This window comes from Thiohalophilus sp. (assembly GCF_031581315.1).
GTDB lineage: Bacteria > Pseudomonadota > Gammaproteobacteria > UBA6429 > Thiohalophilaceae > Thiohalophilus.
Genome location: NZ_JAVLAZ010000001.1, coordinates 1 through 14,176, shown reverse-complemented (window position 1 = coordinate 14,176; position 14,176 = coordinate 1). Strand labels below are relative to the sequence as shown.

Sequence of the window (14,176 nt, the reverse complement as noted above, 5' to 3'; positions counted from 1 at the left end):
AATTATGCAGGTTGTGCGTATGCATTGTTCTCTTTCAGAAGACGCTCGACCTGGAGCAAGAGTTCTTCTTCTGAAAAAGGTTTGACCATGTAGTAATCAACCCCTGCAGAACTCGCCTGACGACGGTGCTTTTCAGTTGAACGTGAAGTAACCATTACGATCGGAATATGTTTGTACTCCAGTTTTGCACGAAGATGCGAAGTCAGCTCGAGACCGTTCATACGAGGCATCTCCATATCGACAAGAACAATATCCGGAGTATGCGCCTCGATCGATTCAATCGCTTCGAGGCCGTCCCTGGCGGTCAAAATTGCATACCCCATATCTTGTAAAAATTCAGAAAGACTGCGCCTGGCACTGAGGGAATCATCGACGATCAACGCGGTTGTTAACTCAGAGGTGTGTGAGCGGGATTTATCAATACCGTCATTATTAGCATTTTGATACAAACCAGAACCGACAAGGTCAGGCAGATCAATAACAGCTGCGACACTACCATCACCGAGTATGGTACCCCCTTCGATACCAGCTATTGGCGGTATATAATCACCCAGTGGCTTGATGACCAGCTCCTGGCTGGCAACGACATCATCGATCATCACGACTGTATTTTTCCCGTCATCGAGTCTGACCAGAAGAGCCGGCTTATTCTGTGCTACATCGGGGTCTTTAATGCCCCCTGATCCCAGGATATCTCCTAGCAACAGTACCTCATAGTGTTCGTCATTGAGCGTATAATATGCCTGATCATTTTCGTAACTCAAAACACCTGCTTCAGGGTACAGAATTTGTTCTATTCCGCGAGAGGAAAAGGCAACGAACTGATTTTGTTGACGGACGACGATTCCGTGCACGGAGACGAACGAAACAGGAAGACGTAATTCTATACTTACGCCATGACCGACGACAGAACCAACATTCATTGTTCCCTTGAGATCAATTATTTGGTTGAACACTGCATCCAGCCCAACACCTCGCCCGGACACCTGGGTCACTTCGTCGCGCGTTGAAAACCCATGATGCAAAATGAATTTATGAAGATCCGATTCACTGACCTCATCTGCTGACTGAATAAGATTTCGTTTAATTGCAGTATCCTTGATAGCATCATAATCAAAGCCCGCCCCATCATCCTGGCATAACACAATTATCTCGTCTCCATCCTTGAAGAAAGACAAGGAAATAGTTCCTGTTTGATCCTTGCCGATAGAAACACGCTCATCATAACTTTCGATCCCATGATCGATAGAATTCCGCAATATATGCATCAAAGGATCAACAAGATTATTGATTACCTGACCATCAACAAGAGTATCCTGACCGCTAATATCGAGGAATACTTTTTTGTCGGTCAAACGGGCTATTTGTCTGACACCGCGCTGCAGACGAGGCACAATGTTACTCACAGGAACCATTCTTGTCTTCATGACACTATCACGGTTCTGTTTGCTCAAGCGTCCTTGCTCGATCAAAAGATCCTCTATTTCTACAAGGCAGCCGTCAATATTAAAAGCGAACTCCTGTGAGTCACTTGCGGCCTCAACAAGTTGGCGTGTAATTGTATGTAATTCGTTATACTGATCCATCTCAAGCGAATCGAACTTGTCTGACTGAAAGTTCCCAACCTGGTTATTGTTGCCCTTACCTTGCAGATCAACCTGTTTTTCCAGTTCGAAAACAAGTTGTTGCAATGATTTGTTATGCTCTTGAGCAGCCCTATTGTAATCGTCAGCTCTTCTCAGGTTTTCGAGCAAACGACCATTATTGATTATTTTTTCACCAACAATACGTAGCAATTCATCAACAAGTTCGGTAGATACGCGTAAGAATGTATCCGTTGCAATGGAGTTCTTGTCATCGGTGTCAGTCTCTGCACCTGACTCAGGTGTCTGTTCGAAAGAAGATTGCGGCTCACGATAGTCACTGACAGGAGGTATCTGCGAATCGTCAGAGGGTATGCCGTTTACATCAACATGGTTAGCCCAGTTAAGAATATCCTGGAGTACCGGCTTTGTGTCAGAAGGTGCAGGGCCAATACCCAGAAGCGACTCACTCATTGATTCCAGTGTATCTGCGGCCGTCATAAGTGAATCAGACAAAGCAGCTCCGGGAAGACGTTCATGTTTAGTAAACACCGAGAGAATGTCTTCAATATTATGCGTAAGGTTGGAAATACCTGGTACACCAACTGTATTGGCAGCCCCCTTCAGGGTATGAGCGATTCGTTGTGCTCGTGCAACATCCTCAATTTGTCCTTTTCCTTCAGACAGATGAGCAATAACATCAGAAAAAGAAGATGTATGCCCTGGCAGTTCACGAAGCAGGCTATCCAGCAAGTCAGGATTCACATCCTCAGGGAGTTTAAGGCTTACGTCTTCGTCACTGACCGTTTCCGGCCTTTGTGGGGCACTATCTTCCTCTTCAAACTCAATGACCGGTGAGAGAAGCTGTATTTGCAACTCTTCTAACATTGCCTGTGACATAGGTGTTGGCCAGACAGAAGTCGCCAGGTACTCAAGAAGAGAATTAACATTTGTTATACTGTTAACATCAGCCAGATAATTGATAACATGCTCATGCCATTCATGCAAAGAAACATATATATCAACATCGATTATTTTACTGTCGCAAATAGACTGAACGTTTTGGGACAGAAACTCCATGGCAGAGGACAGACCATGTAAACCGACTGAATCGGCAGCTAGCACGAAACGATCCAGTTGCTCTATATAGTCAGTCAAAGAATCATGCAATACATCCTCTGAATCTGATTCGAAGGCTTGACGAAGGAGGTCTTCAAGATGAGGACGAATCGAATCGATCTCGATTTTAACAAGGGCAAGAAGTTCAACAACATTGTCATCGAGTTCTACTGCTAGTTTGTCTAAAGACTCGGGGATCGCCAGAAATTCAGAATCATTTCTCTCATCAGCAGAGGGGGGTACTGCTGATGCAGAAGTCTTATCCTGTTGTTGGGATATTATTCTATTTTCCGGGCAGTCAATACTGTCGTTGTTATCATTATCCGTTTCAGTAATATTAATTTCGATTTTCTCGGGAATGAGCATATCGAGTAATGTCTGCGCCTCACCATCACTGATATCGGGTATCCATGGATCGGATTGCAACGCTGAAATCAATTCGATACTGACATCCGGACTACCTGGATTTTCAAGATAACGAGTTATTAACATCGCACAAGGCGTAATATCATCCAAACCATATTGAAATTGGTCAGCGTCATCAGTAAGCTGTTTCACGCCTTCATTGTAAATAAAAATACAGTCAGTTATCCCCAGCCAACCTGTTTCTGACAAAGACATTCCGATAATTTCAAGCCGATCGGAATAGAGCTGTAAAGCTATTGTTCTGTCATTGCGTGAAATTACTGTATGGCCACGCTCATCCAGCTCCTCAGTCAGCTCTTGTATAGCGCATCGAATTTCTTCAGACACATCCAGAAAAATTGGCGAATCAGCACCCTCATCAGACGGAGATACGACATGTCTGGATAATTCGTCACAATGGGCTGTGTTATCCACTTTACTGGCATTGGACGAAGGGATGTCGTCAGCGACAAATACTTGCGTTTCAATCGGTGAGCCCGGATCGGAAGCCTTGTCAGCCAGAGTCGGTTTTTGTTCGGAAATCAACTGTTGAGAGATATCATTAAATTCAGCTTCATCAGGCGTTGCTTCTTCTATAACATTATTTAAATATCGTACTATCTCTTCCCCGGAAGATGAATCCCCATCACCGGAAAGGTAAGACATCACAAGAATAGGCCATTCTTCTATTGCATCACGTTCCTGAGCCGTCAAGATCCGATTCTGCCCATACAGGCCACGGAGATAATTTTGGAAAATAACACAGGCATCCCGTAAACCAGAGAAACCAATCGCCCCCGCCGCCATTCCAATTCGTGCAATACAGTTTATGTATTTCCCAAGCGCCTGACGATGATTCTCAAGCTGCAGATTCGCATCTTTATCGGGGTCGAACGATTCAGCCAGAACTGAAAGTACATCAATAACTTCCGTTTTGATGGATGTAAATCTTTCTTTCGGTATAGCCATGTTATCAGGAAGCCTTTTTATGCGCCACTTCAGCATCGGTAGCTGCCGATGCGTCGACTACTTCGGCCTGTTTTTGCTTGCTGGTACCGGGAAGCTTGAAAACCTGAACAGCATTCAGGAGGCTTTTGGCGTATTGCACGAGTCGGTTGGTTTGCAGAGTCTGTTGCTGCAACTGTTCGCTCGTCTGAATAGTACTTTCCTTGATCTGGTCAGCACGCAATTGAAGTTGATTTGCAACTCGGGCCTGCTCAACCGAGCTTGAAGCAATCTGTTTTACTGAGGCCACGAGGTGAGATGTACTCTCCTGCGTTTTTTGCATTTGCTGGCCGGCTTTTTCTGCCAATTCACTGCCCTCAACAACCTGCGTGATCACATTATTCATCGTGGCGACAGTGTCGGAGGTTTCTACCTGTATGTTATTAACCAGCGTTGAAATCTGCGCGGTTGCATCTCGAGCGTTTTCAGCAAGTCGCTGAACTTCGTCCGCCACCACAGCAAAGCCTTTACCAGCCTCACCGGCTGAAGCAGCATGCATACTGGCATTCAACGCAAGAATATGAGTACGCTCAGAAATACTGTTAATAAGGTTAACCGCACGACTGATCTCCTGAGAGCGCTCACCAAGACGTTTTATGCGTTTTTCAGTTTCATGAATAATTTCGCGTATATTATTAATCCCGACCACGGTACTTGTTACTGTCTCACGCGCGATACTTGTTGTCTCTATCGCTTCTTCTGCAGCCTTGTTACTGGAGTCAGCGAGCTCAGCAATGTCGTTCATTGCTCTGGCCGCTTCAGCAAGTCTTTCAGCTGTTTCAATAACTTCCTCACGTTCCTGGGAAGCCACCAGGATAACCTGATCCGACTGGGCTTTTACTTTTGCCGAGGCACGAGCCACCTCTTCCGAGATACTTCTTACACCCTGCAATACCTTGGATGTTTCGCTGGTCAGAACATTCAACGCGTCAGCAACTGGGCCGGTAATATCTTCAGTAACCGGAATCCGAACAGTAAGGTCACGTTTACTAAGCTTAGATACAGCTTGCAATAGGGCTATAACCGATTCATTTAGCATGGTATTTTCCTGCTCGGTTTTAACCAGTGTCGCAACCTTGTCTTCAAGCAGGTTATCGAACGCCTTGCCGAGTTCACCCAGCTCATCATTACCGGCAAGATTCGTTCTCGCGTAAAAGTCACCATCTGACACTTTGGCCACTGTTTTGGAAATCACATTTACAGGCTGCTTGATTGACCGGTATATTAAGAAACCAAGAAGGATTGCAACAGAAAGTCCGGCAATCATTACGATAACGCTCTCGTTAAAGAACTCTCTATTCGCCTCAGCCGATTCGGAAAATGATTTCTCAGACGCAATTTGTTGCTCACCAATACGCCCACGAAGGTCACTCAGCATCGGGTTGACGAGTGGATCGAGACTATCGCGCATAAACTCATGTAGCAGCTGCCTGTCCTGCAGTGCAAACAAGGTCTCAAGCTGGTCAAAAGCTTCTCTGACGTTCGTGATGTACCCACCCATGCTTGACTTTATTTCGGCTTTTTCTTCGGCAGTGCGATCGGAAAGATACTCACGCCAGTTATTCTCAAATACTGCTCTCGCAGCCATCAGGTCAATCCCGGCTTCTCCCCAGCCCTGACTACCCCTCGATACGCGGTTGACAACACCCATCATGTCGCCACTGATACTTTGCTGCAAAAGGTTAAGTTTCACCTGTTCAATAACATTCTGATTCAATCTTGCCGTTGTATTCGTGGCATAATTCAGACCTGCAATTGCAGTCAAACCAATAATCAACAGTACAACAGCCTGAACCGTTATCAGCGTTACCAGTCTGGAGCCGATTTTCATCCTTTTTAACATAACCTTACCCCTGTGCCCTGTATGTGATAATACAACCCAAACTGGATGTTAAACGCTTCATCGTCGGTCTAATTCCATTTAACTTGCCTGATTTTTCAGGTCCAGCTGCCTGGATGCATAAGCCCTGAAAAATGAATGACAGTCAAACTCTAACCAGTCTAATTCATCCTGAGAGATACCTTCTTTGACATAACCATCAAGAAAATCCGGAATAGCTGGAAGATGTGCCTCAGTGTCACTGATATATACGGCTCTGGGAATTTCATCAACAAGAACACCGATTTCACCGGCGGATTCGCCGAGAATCAGCACATTGCATGATGAACTACTCTTGTTCGTTAAAAGAAGGTTCAGGTCGAAAACAACTACAATATTCCCACGTAGATTTACTACTCCGCTGACAAAGTGGTCTGAGAGTGGGAGCGGGTAAATAGTCTGCTCGAACAGAACTTCACTTCGAATATTGTTGCCGACAAGAAATCGATAATCAGCAATCCTGTAGCCATAACGCACCAGCGATGCATCGCTATCCTTTGACTGAATCAAGTCATGATGTTGCGCAGACTTGAGCCGGGTAAGGGCCTCTACCGGTGATAACCATGCTCCTGATGACATTGCCATACTCCCTTATTGTCACGGATTAACTAAAAGCTTTGAGTTGATCGATGATCTGGTCAGATGAGTAAGGCTTGGTGATATAAGCTTTACCACCCTGCATTTGACCCCACAATTTATCGGCTTTTTGGCTTTTGCTGCTGACAAAAACGATAGGAATATTTCGCGTGTCCTTATCATTACTCAAATGACGTGTTGCTTCGTAACCATCCATTTCGGGCATGATGATATCCATAAAAATCATATCAGGATGTTCGGATTTAGCTTTGTCAAGTGCCTCTTTTCCATTAGAAGCACTGATAACCATGCACCCGGCATCGGAAATGATCTGCTTGATTGAAGACAGCTCGGACGGGGAATCATCAACTACCAGAACTTTATTGATCGACATTTCAATTACCTCCTTATTATCAGGCTTCCATTACTTCTACGTTATCAACCGGCTTGAGATATTTCTTGGCCGTTGATTGAAATGTGGCGCGACCGACAGGTTTTATCAGGTACGCATCACAACCCGCCAGAGAGCCGCGAACCTTATCGGCATGCGAAGCTTTACCGGTGAGCATAATGACCTTGGTTTTCCTTGTAGACTGTTGCGCCTTTATACTCTTACATATTTCAAATCCGTCTCCATCAGGGAGCACTACATCAAGAAATACCACGTCATAATTCCTTTTAGACAAAATATCCATTGCCCTGTCACTATCCTCTGCATAGTCGACATCGACTTCGAAAAGCTCGAGTTCTATTTCGAGCTGTTTTCTGACTGAAGCACTATCATCAACCACGAGGGCAGACTGATAAGAACCGGATGTTTTCGAAGCATTTACCTTCTCATACTCCCCCGTTTCTTCCTTGATTGAAATTGGCTCAACGGCATTTTCTTCATTTGAATAAAGATCAGAGCTGTTTCGCTTGAGATTATCCATATTAGCCGGGTTAGAAAGGCTGTCATCCTCGACAATCGCCAGCTGAGAAGCCTCTTCTTCGCTGATAGAAAATTCGACAAGTGAAGAAGAATCAGACACACTTTCTGTTTCATGTAAATTATGAGCGGATTCCTTGTCACAAACAGGATCATTTTCGGAAAAAGAGACTTCCGGACCGGACTCAAGAATTTTAAAAGTTTCCACCAGGCGATCCAGAGACGATAAAACCCGTGTCGCGATTAATGGGCGTGTAATGGAGGGCCCATCCGGCGTTTCGTCTTTATTGCAAATACAGATAACCAGCTTGTTGTCATCGTTCAAACCGGCTGCATGACACTCGCCTCGTATGACGATACGAGCTGCACTATCCTCTGCTAACGAATATGCACTATTACGGTTACCCGCTCTTTCGGACACCGAAAATATCAATTTTAATATCGTCTGCTCATTGCCGGCGACATTCTCAAAACTGACAGGGATCTGGTTTTTTTCACTCATAATCACTTCTATGTGTAACCTGGCAATCCTCGCCAGAGTATCCGAATATGTGATGCTTTCACTACGACTATTACTATCGACAATTTGCAGGGCTGCTCAAACACTTGCGGGGGAATATGTGATGAAGTTGACAATAGCCGGGAATGCCGATTACATCAAGCTGCGCGCACGCCGCCATTTGTAGGACTTTTCCGACGCTTTGTAGGAAAATTCCTACACGACCTCCTCCTCGGCCCGGACTTCAGCGGGACCTCAACCAGTAATAAATCAGTCTGCTCCGGAACAGTACAGACAAGGACTTCCCCGGGACGGAAAAATTTACATGACAGAGCATTAATTGTGATTATTTTCACAATATTAAAGTCAATAATCCTGCCCTCGTGAACGATACTTAAAGTTGCTTACAAAACTGGTAAAAATCTGCAGATGTTACGTCGGCAACGGCATAACAGGATTGAATAACTTACATGGACTGAAACAGGTGCCCAGATGACCCCGACAACAGAATTAGTCATATCATCCCACGGACTGCTGGAAGACGAGCAGGAGGCTCTGGGAAAAGCATTGGAATTTCTCGGGACAAGCGGACTGAATTATCAGCTCCACTCCGGGAATGTCCAGAAAGCACACCTTGTCGTTCTTAATGATGAAACTGACAGCGGAAAATCCGCCCTGCTAAGGGCAAGAGCCGGACAGGTGAAACTTGTCTTCTCATCAACCCCACGTTCCGGTAAAAACATGATCCTGGTACATCGCCCGGTGAATATCACACTATTACAGAATGTTTTGATCCGTGTATTCGGAAAAATGCAGGACCAGTTACAACACAGCCTCTACGAACCCAGAGTAAAAGCTGACGCAGATCCCAGAGCAGAACCTGCATCACAGGACGAAACATTATTCACCACATTAATATACGCCAAGGAGAAACAAAAACTTCTGTGCCTTACACTCCCTGATTTAACCAAACTGTATATAAATGGCCAGAGCAATACTTTTATATCTGAAAATGATATTAATCATCTAAAGAAATTCGCACCTACAGCTCTGTCAGAAATAAAATTATCGAATATTGACGAAGCCCATTTTTCAGCTGAAACCCGAAAAAAACCAATTTATGCGTTGCATCGTCTTCTCTGGACGTCAGGAATTTATGGATCAGAAGGCAGACTTCTTTCCGGGCATACAATGGATCGTCCCGTGAAGCTGCGTGCCTGGCCAAATTTCACGCGCAATGATTTTTTACCACAACACCTGAAAATGGCTGCCATAATTGCTCGCAGGCCAACAACACTTGAACAACTTGTCAAGCAAACCGGTATAGCACGAAGTGATATTATCAATTTTTATAACGCCGCCTATGCTGTTGATCTGATCGAAGTCTCCGAAACAAGAAAAATTGATGATAATACTGAACACCTGCACACCCCGGCCTTATCCCAGGCACGGCAGGGACTTCTCTCAAAATTAGCCTCCAGACTGAAACTGGGTACCTGAAATGATGCTGGATACAAACAAGATTATTTTTACCGGCCCCGTTGGCTCAGGAAAAACAACCGCTATTGGTGCAATCAGTGACACGCCACCGGTCGGGACAGACGTTTCATGCAGTGACGAATCCGCGCAAATTAAAGATACAACCACCGTAGCTATGGATTACAGCTATATCAGTCTTGAGGACGGTACACGCATCCATCTTTATGGGACGCCGGGCCAGGATCGTTTTGATTTCATGTGGAACATTCTCAGCAAGAACGGCATTGGCCTGGTTTTGCTCGTCAACAATGACCACCCTGAACCTGTCATACAACTGGATCACTACCTGGATGCTTTTTCAGACTTTATACAGGAAACGGGTGTCGTTATCGGAGTCACACGCTCGGGAATTTCCGATCAGGCCTATATTGAAGATTATCAGAAGAGACTTTCTGAAAGAGATCAAATATTTCCGGTTTTCGAAATAGATGCCAGGAATTCTGATGACGTAAAAATTCTGGTACATGCTCTGCTTGCCATTCTACAGAATTAGCCAAGGAGGCTATCATGCAATTACTAAGCGAAGTTATTACACAACTCAGCACTCAGAGCGAAACCTCGGCTGAGGAGGTCTCAGGCCTGATAAATCGCGAACTGACTGAAATACTCGATCAGATGATGCTCAAAAACGAGGATATTACCTCGGCAATTATCAGTAGCCTGGACGGTATCGCCTGGGCTGAGCGACTGGAGAAAGGCTTTGACCAGCACCGATTTGCTGCTATGAGCAGCGCGCTGCTGGCATTGAGCGACAATTTGTGCAAGGAAGCAACAACAGGCGAAACACAAAATGTACTTCTTGAGGGTAGTAACGGCAGAATATATGTCATGCATGCTGGCAGCAATCTCGTTCTGACTGTATTTGTTCGTGACGGCGCCAATCTTGGCATCACACTCGCATATGCCAAGCAGGCAACTTCGGCTATCGCTTCGATGACAATCTGAGCCTCTGAATTCTGACAGCCGTTCCTGGCGAACTTCTGTTCGCTTACCACTGCCCTTTGTACAGCAGGGCTATTACAGTTCTTTTCTTGTCAGCTTTTTTACGGCATAATTTTCCCTGATTTTGTACTAACAGGGAATGTGGCATGGCCAACTTGAATGATATCTGCCTTAGCATCGTTGAGAATACCGAACACGCCCTCGCAGCCGGTGTTGTCGATCTGGAGAGCGGGCTACTGCTGGGCGTATCTCACAGCGTAAATTATTTTAACCAGGAGATTCTCGACACGGTTGCGGCGGCTTCGGTTGAAATGTTTCGCGGCCGTAGCACGCAAACTGTCGAGAATATGCTGGCTGATCTACGCGGTACCGAGCCCGGAAATTCCATCCAGGATCTGCACTTCTCTACCGGCCAGACTCATCACTTTATGACAGTCGTCCCGGGCAAACCATCAGCTCTGGCTGTACTCGTAACAAGAAACAAGGTGCGACTCGGGTTTGGCTGGACCAGCCTTCAAAACCGGCTGGAAGAGATTGCCGGCGCCTGCCCCTGAAATTCCGGTCAACCCTCTATGGAGTAATAACAATGCACGATATCATCGGCGCTGTTGATTGCCTGACCAAGTCTGACCCGCGTCTTAGTGCTACTCTGCTTAACTGTCATAACCTTGTCTTTTGCATAATTTCCTGTCGGCACAACCAGTGATGCTGACAGGTTTAAAATACTGACCTCAGGGATTTGCAAACCAGAAAACAAGGTTTCGTTACCTGTTTCAGTTAAAAACACCGGTTCCGGTCTGCCCGGTATAATCTGTATACCGATTTTTCTATCGTCACTCTCTTCTGGCGGTAACCAGCCGATGATACCAAATGTGAAAACAGGCGGTTTATCATTTCCAAAGTGCTCAAAAATACCTACAGCCATTCCAATATTCAGATCTTGTCTGCTGCCACTCTCAGAGGCCAGCAGCATCTTTCCGCTATTGCTAATTTCAATTATTTTCCATGTTTCAAGCTCATGCATCTTCCCCATCTCATCCACATCATGAACTTCAATGCCGAAACTCTCCTGGCTGCCAGCAATATAACGGGAAAAATTATCTCCGCACATAAAATAATGTGCTGCCATAAGCCCAAATGACAAATACACCTCTGACAACTCATTTTCAGACGCCCTCTGCCCATGCAGATTCATAATCCGCCCTCTATAAAGATCAAGAAGGCGAATTTCCTGCTTTTCCATTAATCCCTGGTTCTCTTTTTCAAGCTCTCCCAGCCGGTTTTTAATCTTTCCTATAACGGGCGCGACATCCAGATAGTTTTCTTCACCATATTGTCGATCAGTCCCGGCTCGAACCAGCGGGACCGGCCTGGCGTCATCATTAAAGTCAAGGGTATAGATATAGGCATCCCTGTCAGCAGGTATTTTTCCACTAATCAAGCTGTCATCGGCGAATTGCTCTAGCAAAAAGTACAATTCAAAGGCAGAGTCTTCCGGCATGCTATCCGGTTCAGCCACGGCCAGAAGCATGCACTGCTTGTACAAATGATTGATACTTGGCGTCGTGGTTTCCTGTTTTGCACCACTGACTTTCTTATCAACAGCATCATAAAAATAAGCAGCCTGATATAACTGGTGAGTTTCCAGGTAAGTCAGCGGCGGCGGTATCTGTGCATTACGATATGCATTGACCATGGCATGGATAATCTGCTCCATGGCGCGATAGATCGCCAGCAACAATCCCGATTCTTTTTTCGGATTGGCGCCCCTGTCAAGTGCCGACTTGACCTCAATCTTGTAGCCATTTGCCAGTTCGAGATACAGCCACATAATATCTGTTTTTATAGTCTGACGTTCTTCGTGGCTAACAGGTAGCTGCTTTAGCCGCATCTCATCATAGCTGTAGAATATTTCATCGATCTTTTCACGATAACATTCGAGTAATCTCAAACGCAGCTGTGTTTCTATCTTTAACTCATTGAAGGGCAGGATGGCGCGTTGCAGCATTTCGACCGTCTGAACCACATTCATCATCGGCAATTCGGACAACCATTTACGCAGAAGTTTTTCGTCCAGCAATACGGCCGGATTATTATCTTCATGCTGATCCGGTATGGTAAGAAGCAGCATATCCATGGCGCATTGCGATGAGGAGGGCGATCGGGCTTCCATGAATGCCCCTCTTGTGATGAACCGGTTTTTTCCGGGATGCGTACAGTCAACTGGCAACCCGTCGGATTTCCTGTCGGTATCCGCAGCTCTCTGTTCATCCAGGCCTGTTTCGGCAGGCTGACAGAGAGCCTGTGCTGTCTTCAAATCTGAAGAACTTGCATCATTTTAACTGTTGCGATTACGCGCTCACGGCCGCGAAGGCCCAAAAGTGTGAACTGGGTCGATTTATTTGCATAAAATGTAAGCGCTGATTGATTCAGCAGAAGAACTCATCCGGCTCTGTCACAAGTGCCTGGCAATTCCGCCACACCATGCAGAATGTTTCATTCCAGTGTGAACAATCGTTCGAACTGCGACAGTTCCAGGATATGCCGGATCTCAGAGGAAGCCCCGCGCAGAATCACTGCCGCGCCCTGGACAACGGCCTGCTCGCGCAGCCATAGCAGTAATGCCAGCGCCGAACTGTCGAGCGAGCAGGTCTGGCTCAGATCCACGACATAACGCCGTGGGCCGCTATCTGCCATCAGGCTGTCGCGAAACGCCTTGTATTGCTGCGGACCGAAATCGCCCTCGACCGCAATAATCCGGGTTGCGCCGTCATCGGTCAGTCGGGAGGTGACTGCCATAGTGACTCCTGTGCCGGTGGACTGCTTGCAGGGAATAGTGGCTCCGGCGCGTCCGGTTTGCAATCGGCAGACAAAAAAATCCCCGCTCTGTGGCGGGGAATCTAAATTTGCGCAATTCTTGCGCAGGGGGAGGAAACACAACAGTCAATACAACAAAACATCACTCTCTCACTTTCTCCGGAACAACCATTTTCTCCGGGCCTGGTGGGTTTTTCGGCACCCGAAAGGAACAACTTTAATCTTTTTTGGATCGTCGTAACCCACCGTTTTTGTTGATAAAAACCGGCGTGCCGCAGATTCGGCTGGTAAGCGGGCATGGTTTACGGCTCGAGACGGTGCCACAGACACTGGCCATCACTGGCCCCGTCGATGGCCTCGAGGCGGGCCTGGTGAGCGCGCAGCTCGTCCTCACTGGCGTACAGGATTTTCAGCGGCGGGCGATCCGCCGGCAGGGGCCGACGTGTTTCGGGCCGGCCTGCGGTCTCGCTGCTGCCCCGTCCCTCCAGGGAAAGCGTCACCTGCCCGCCAGTCATGGCCAGATAGACTTCCGCCAGGATCTCGGCATCGAGCAGCGCGCCGTGCAGTTCGCGCGAGGAATTATCGATAAAATAACGCTTGCACAGGGCGTCGAGATTATTTTTCTGCCCGGGGTGCAGCTGACGCGCCATCACCAGCGTATCGATAATCCGGCAGAAATGGTCGACCGGCTGACTCCCCTCCGCCAGGCGTTTGAGTTCGTGGTTGATAAAACCGACATCGAACGGCGCGTTATGGATAATCAGCTCGGCGCCCTGGATAAAATTGACAAAATCCTCGGCCACCTCGGCAAAGCGGGGCTTGTCGGCCAGAAACTCGGTGGTAATACCGTGGACTTCGACCGCCCCTTCGTCGATCTCCCGCTC

Annotated in this window: 12 protein-coding genes; 4 read left to right on the top strand and 8 right to left on the bottom strand. The window is 46.7% G+C overall.

The genetic code is table 11. From position 1 onward, the window contains the following. Nucleotides 1–2: 2 nt before the first annotated feature. The 5 genes from RI563_RS00060 to RI563_RS00040 all read right to left on the bottom strand — a co-directional run bounded on the left by RI563_RS00060 (nt 3) and on the right by RI563_RS00040 (nt 7,997). Complete coding sequence (locus RI563_RS00060) at nt 3–4,076, bottom strand: response regulator (protein ID WP_310692271.1); 4,074 nt, start codon at nt 4,074–4,076, stop codon at nt 3–5. Between the two features lie 4 nt (nt 4,077–4,080). Then, a complete protein-coding gene (locus tag RI563_RS00055; RefSeq protein ID WP_310692270.1) occupies nt 4,081–5,943 on the bottom strand; it encodes a methyl-accepting chemotaxis protein in 1,863 nt (620 codons plus the stop codon). Nucleotides 5,944–6,033: 90 nt separating this feature from the next. After that, complete coding sequence (locus tag RI563_RS00050; RefSeq protein WP_310692269.1) at nt 6,034–6,570, bottom strand: chemotaxis protein CheW; 537 nt, start codon at nt 6,568–6,570, stop codon at nt 6,034–6,036. 25 nt (nt 6,571–6,595) lie between these two features. Beyond that, nucleotides 6,596–6,961 carry a PleD family two-component system response regulator gene (locus tag RI563_RS00045; protein WP_310692268.1) on the bottom strand — a complete coding sequence of 122 codons (366 nt, stop codon included), beginning with the start codon at nt 6,959–6,961 and terminating at the stop codon, nt 6,596–6,598. Between the two features lie 19 nt (nt 6,962–6,980). After that, entirely contained in the window at nt 6,981–7,997 is a 1,017-nt protein-coding gene (locus RI563_RS00040; RefSeq protein WP_310692267.1) for a response regulator, read from the bottom strand. Nucleotides 7,998–8,486: 489 nt separating this feature from the next. Here RI563_RS00040 and RI563_RS00035 point away from each other — a divergent pair, with 489 nt between their 5' ends. The 4 genes from RI563_RS00035 (at nt 8,487) to RI563_RS00020 (ending at nt 11,029) form a co-directional block, all read left to right on the top strand. Next, nucleotides 8,487–9,494, top strand: a complete 1,008-nt coding sequence (locus RI563_RS00035; RefSeq protein ID WP_310692266.1) for a hypothetical protein — start codon at nt 8,487–8,489, stop codon at nt 9,492–9,494. 1 nt (nt 9,495) lies between these two features. Continuing rightward, nucleotides 9,496–10,026, top strand: coding sequence for a GTP-binding protein (locus RI563_RS00030; RefSeq protein ID WP_310692265.1), 531 nt, complete (start codon nt 9,496–9,498; stop codon nt 10,024–10,026). 14 nt (nt 10,027–10,040) lie between these two features. Continuing rightward, nucleotides 10,041–10,478, top strand: coding sequence for a roadblock/LC7 domain-containing protein (locus tag RI563_RS00025; RefSeq protein ID WP_310692264.1), 438 nt, complete (start codon nt 10,041–10,043; stop codon nt 10,476–10,478). Between the two features lie 143 nt (nt 10,479–10,621). Then, nucleotides 10,622–11,029, top strand: a complete 408-nt coding sequence (locus RI563_RS00020; RefSeq protein WP_310692263.1) for a hypothetical protein — start codon at nt 10,622–10,624, stop codon at nt 11,027–11,029. An 8-nt stretch (nt 11,030–11,037) separates the two neighbouring features. Here the strand turns inward: RI563_RS00020 and RI563_RS00015 are convergent, their stop codons facing one another. The 3 genes from RI563_RS00015 to dnaQ form a co-directional block, all read right to left on the bottom strand. Next, on the bottom strand, nt 11,038–12,792 hold the full coding sequence (locus tag RI563_RS00015; RefSeq protein ID WP_310692262.1) for a hypothetical protein: 1,755 nt from the start codon (nt 12,790–12,792) through the stop codon (nt 11,038–11,040). A 179-nt stretch (nt 12,793–12,971) separates the two neighbouring features. Beyond that, nucleotides 12,972–13,274: an STAS domain-containing protein gene (locus tag RI563_RS00010; RefSeq protein ID WP_310692261.1), complete on the bottom strand. Its 303-nt coding sequence runs from the start codon at nt 13,272–13,274 to the stop codon at nt 12,972–12,974. A gap of 320 nt (nt 13,275–13,594) precedes the next feature. Continuing rightward, on the bottom strand, nt 13,595–14,176 hold a 582-nt coding region (gene dnaQ, locus RI563_RS00005; protein ID WP_310692260.1), incomplete at its 5' end, for a DNA polymerase III subunit epsilon.

Excerpts from the sequence above, each read along its gene's own strand:
- RI563_RS00060 (WP_310692271.1), bottom strand. The coding sequence starts at position 4,076 with ATGGCTATACCGAAAGAAAGATTTACATCCATCAAAACGGAAGTTATT.
- RI563_RS00055 (WP_310692270.1), bottom strand. The coding sequence starts at position 5,943 with ATGAAAATCGGCTCCAGACTGGTAACGCTGATAACGGTTCAGGCTGTT.
- RI563_RS00050 (WP_310692269.1), bottom strand. The coding sequence starts at position 6,570 with ATGTCATCAGGAGCATGGTTATCACCGGTAGAGGCCCTTACCCGGCTC.
- RI563_RS00045 (WP_310692268.1), bottom strand. The coding sequence starts at position 6,961 with ATGTCGATCAATAAAGTTCTGGTAGTTGATGATTCCCCGTCCGAGCTG.
- RI563_RS00040 (WP_310692267.1), bottom strand. The coding sequence starts at position 7,997 with ATGAGTGAAAAAAACCAGATCCCTGTCAGTTTTGAGAATGTCGCCGGC.
- RI563_RS00035 (WP_310692266.1), top strand. The coding sequence starts at position 8,487 with ATGACCCCGACAACAGAATTAGTCATATCATCCCACGGACTGCTGGAA.
- RI563_RS00030 (WP_310692265.1), top strand. The coding sequence starts at position 9,496 with ATGATGCTGGATACAAACAAGATTATTTTTACCGGCCCCGTTGGCTCA.
- RI563_RS00025 (WP_310692264.1), top strand. The coding sequence starts at position 10,041 with ATGCAATTACTAAGCGAAGTTATTACACAACTCAGCACTCAGAGCGAA.
- RI563_RS00020 (WP_310692263.1), top strand. The coding sequence starts at position 10,622 with ATGGCCAACTTGAATGATATCTGCCTTAGCATCGTTGAGAATACCGAA.
- RI563_RS00010 (WP_310692261.1), bottom strand. The coding sequence starts at position 13,274 with ATGGCAGTCACCTCCCGACTGACCGATGACGGCGCAACCCGGATTATT.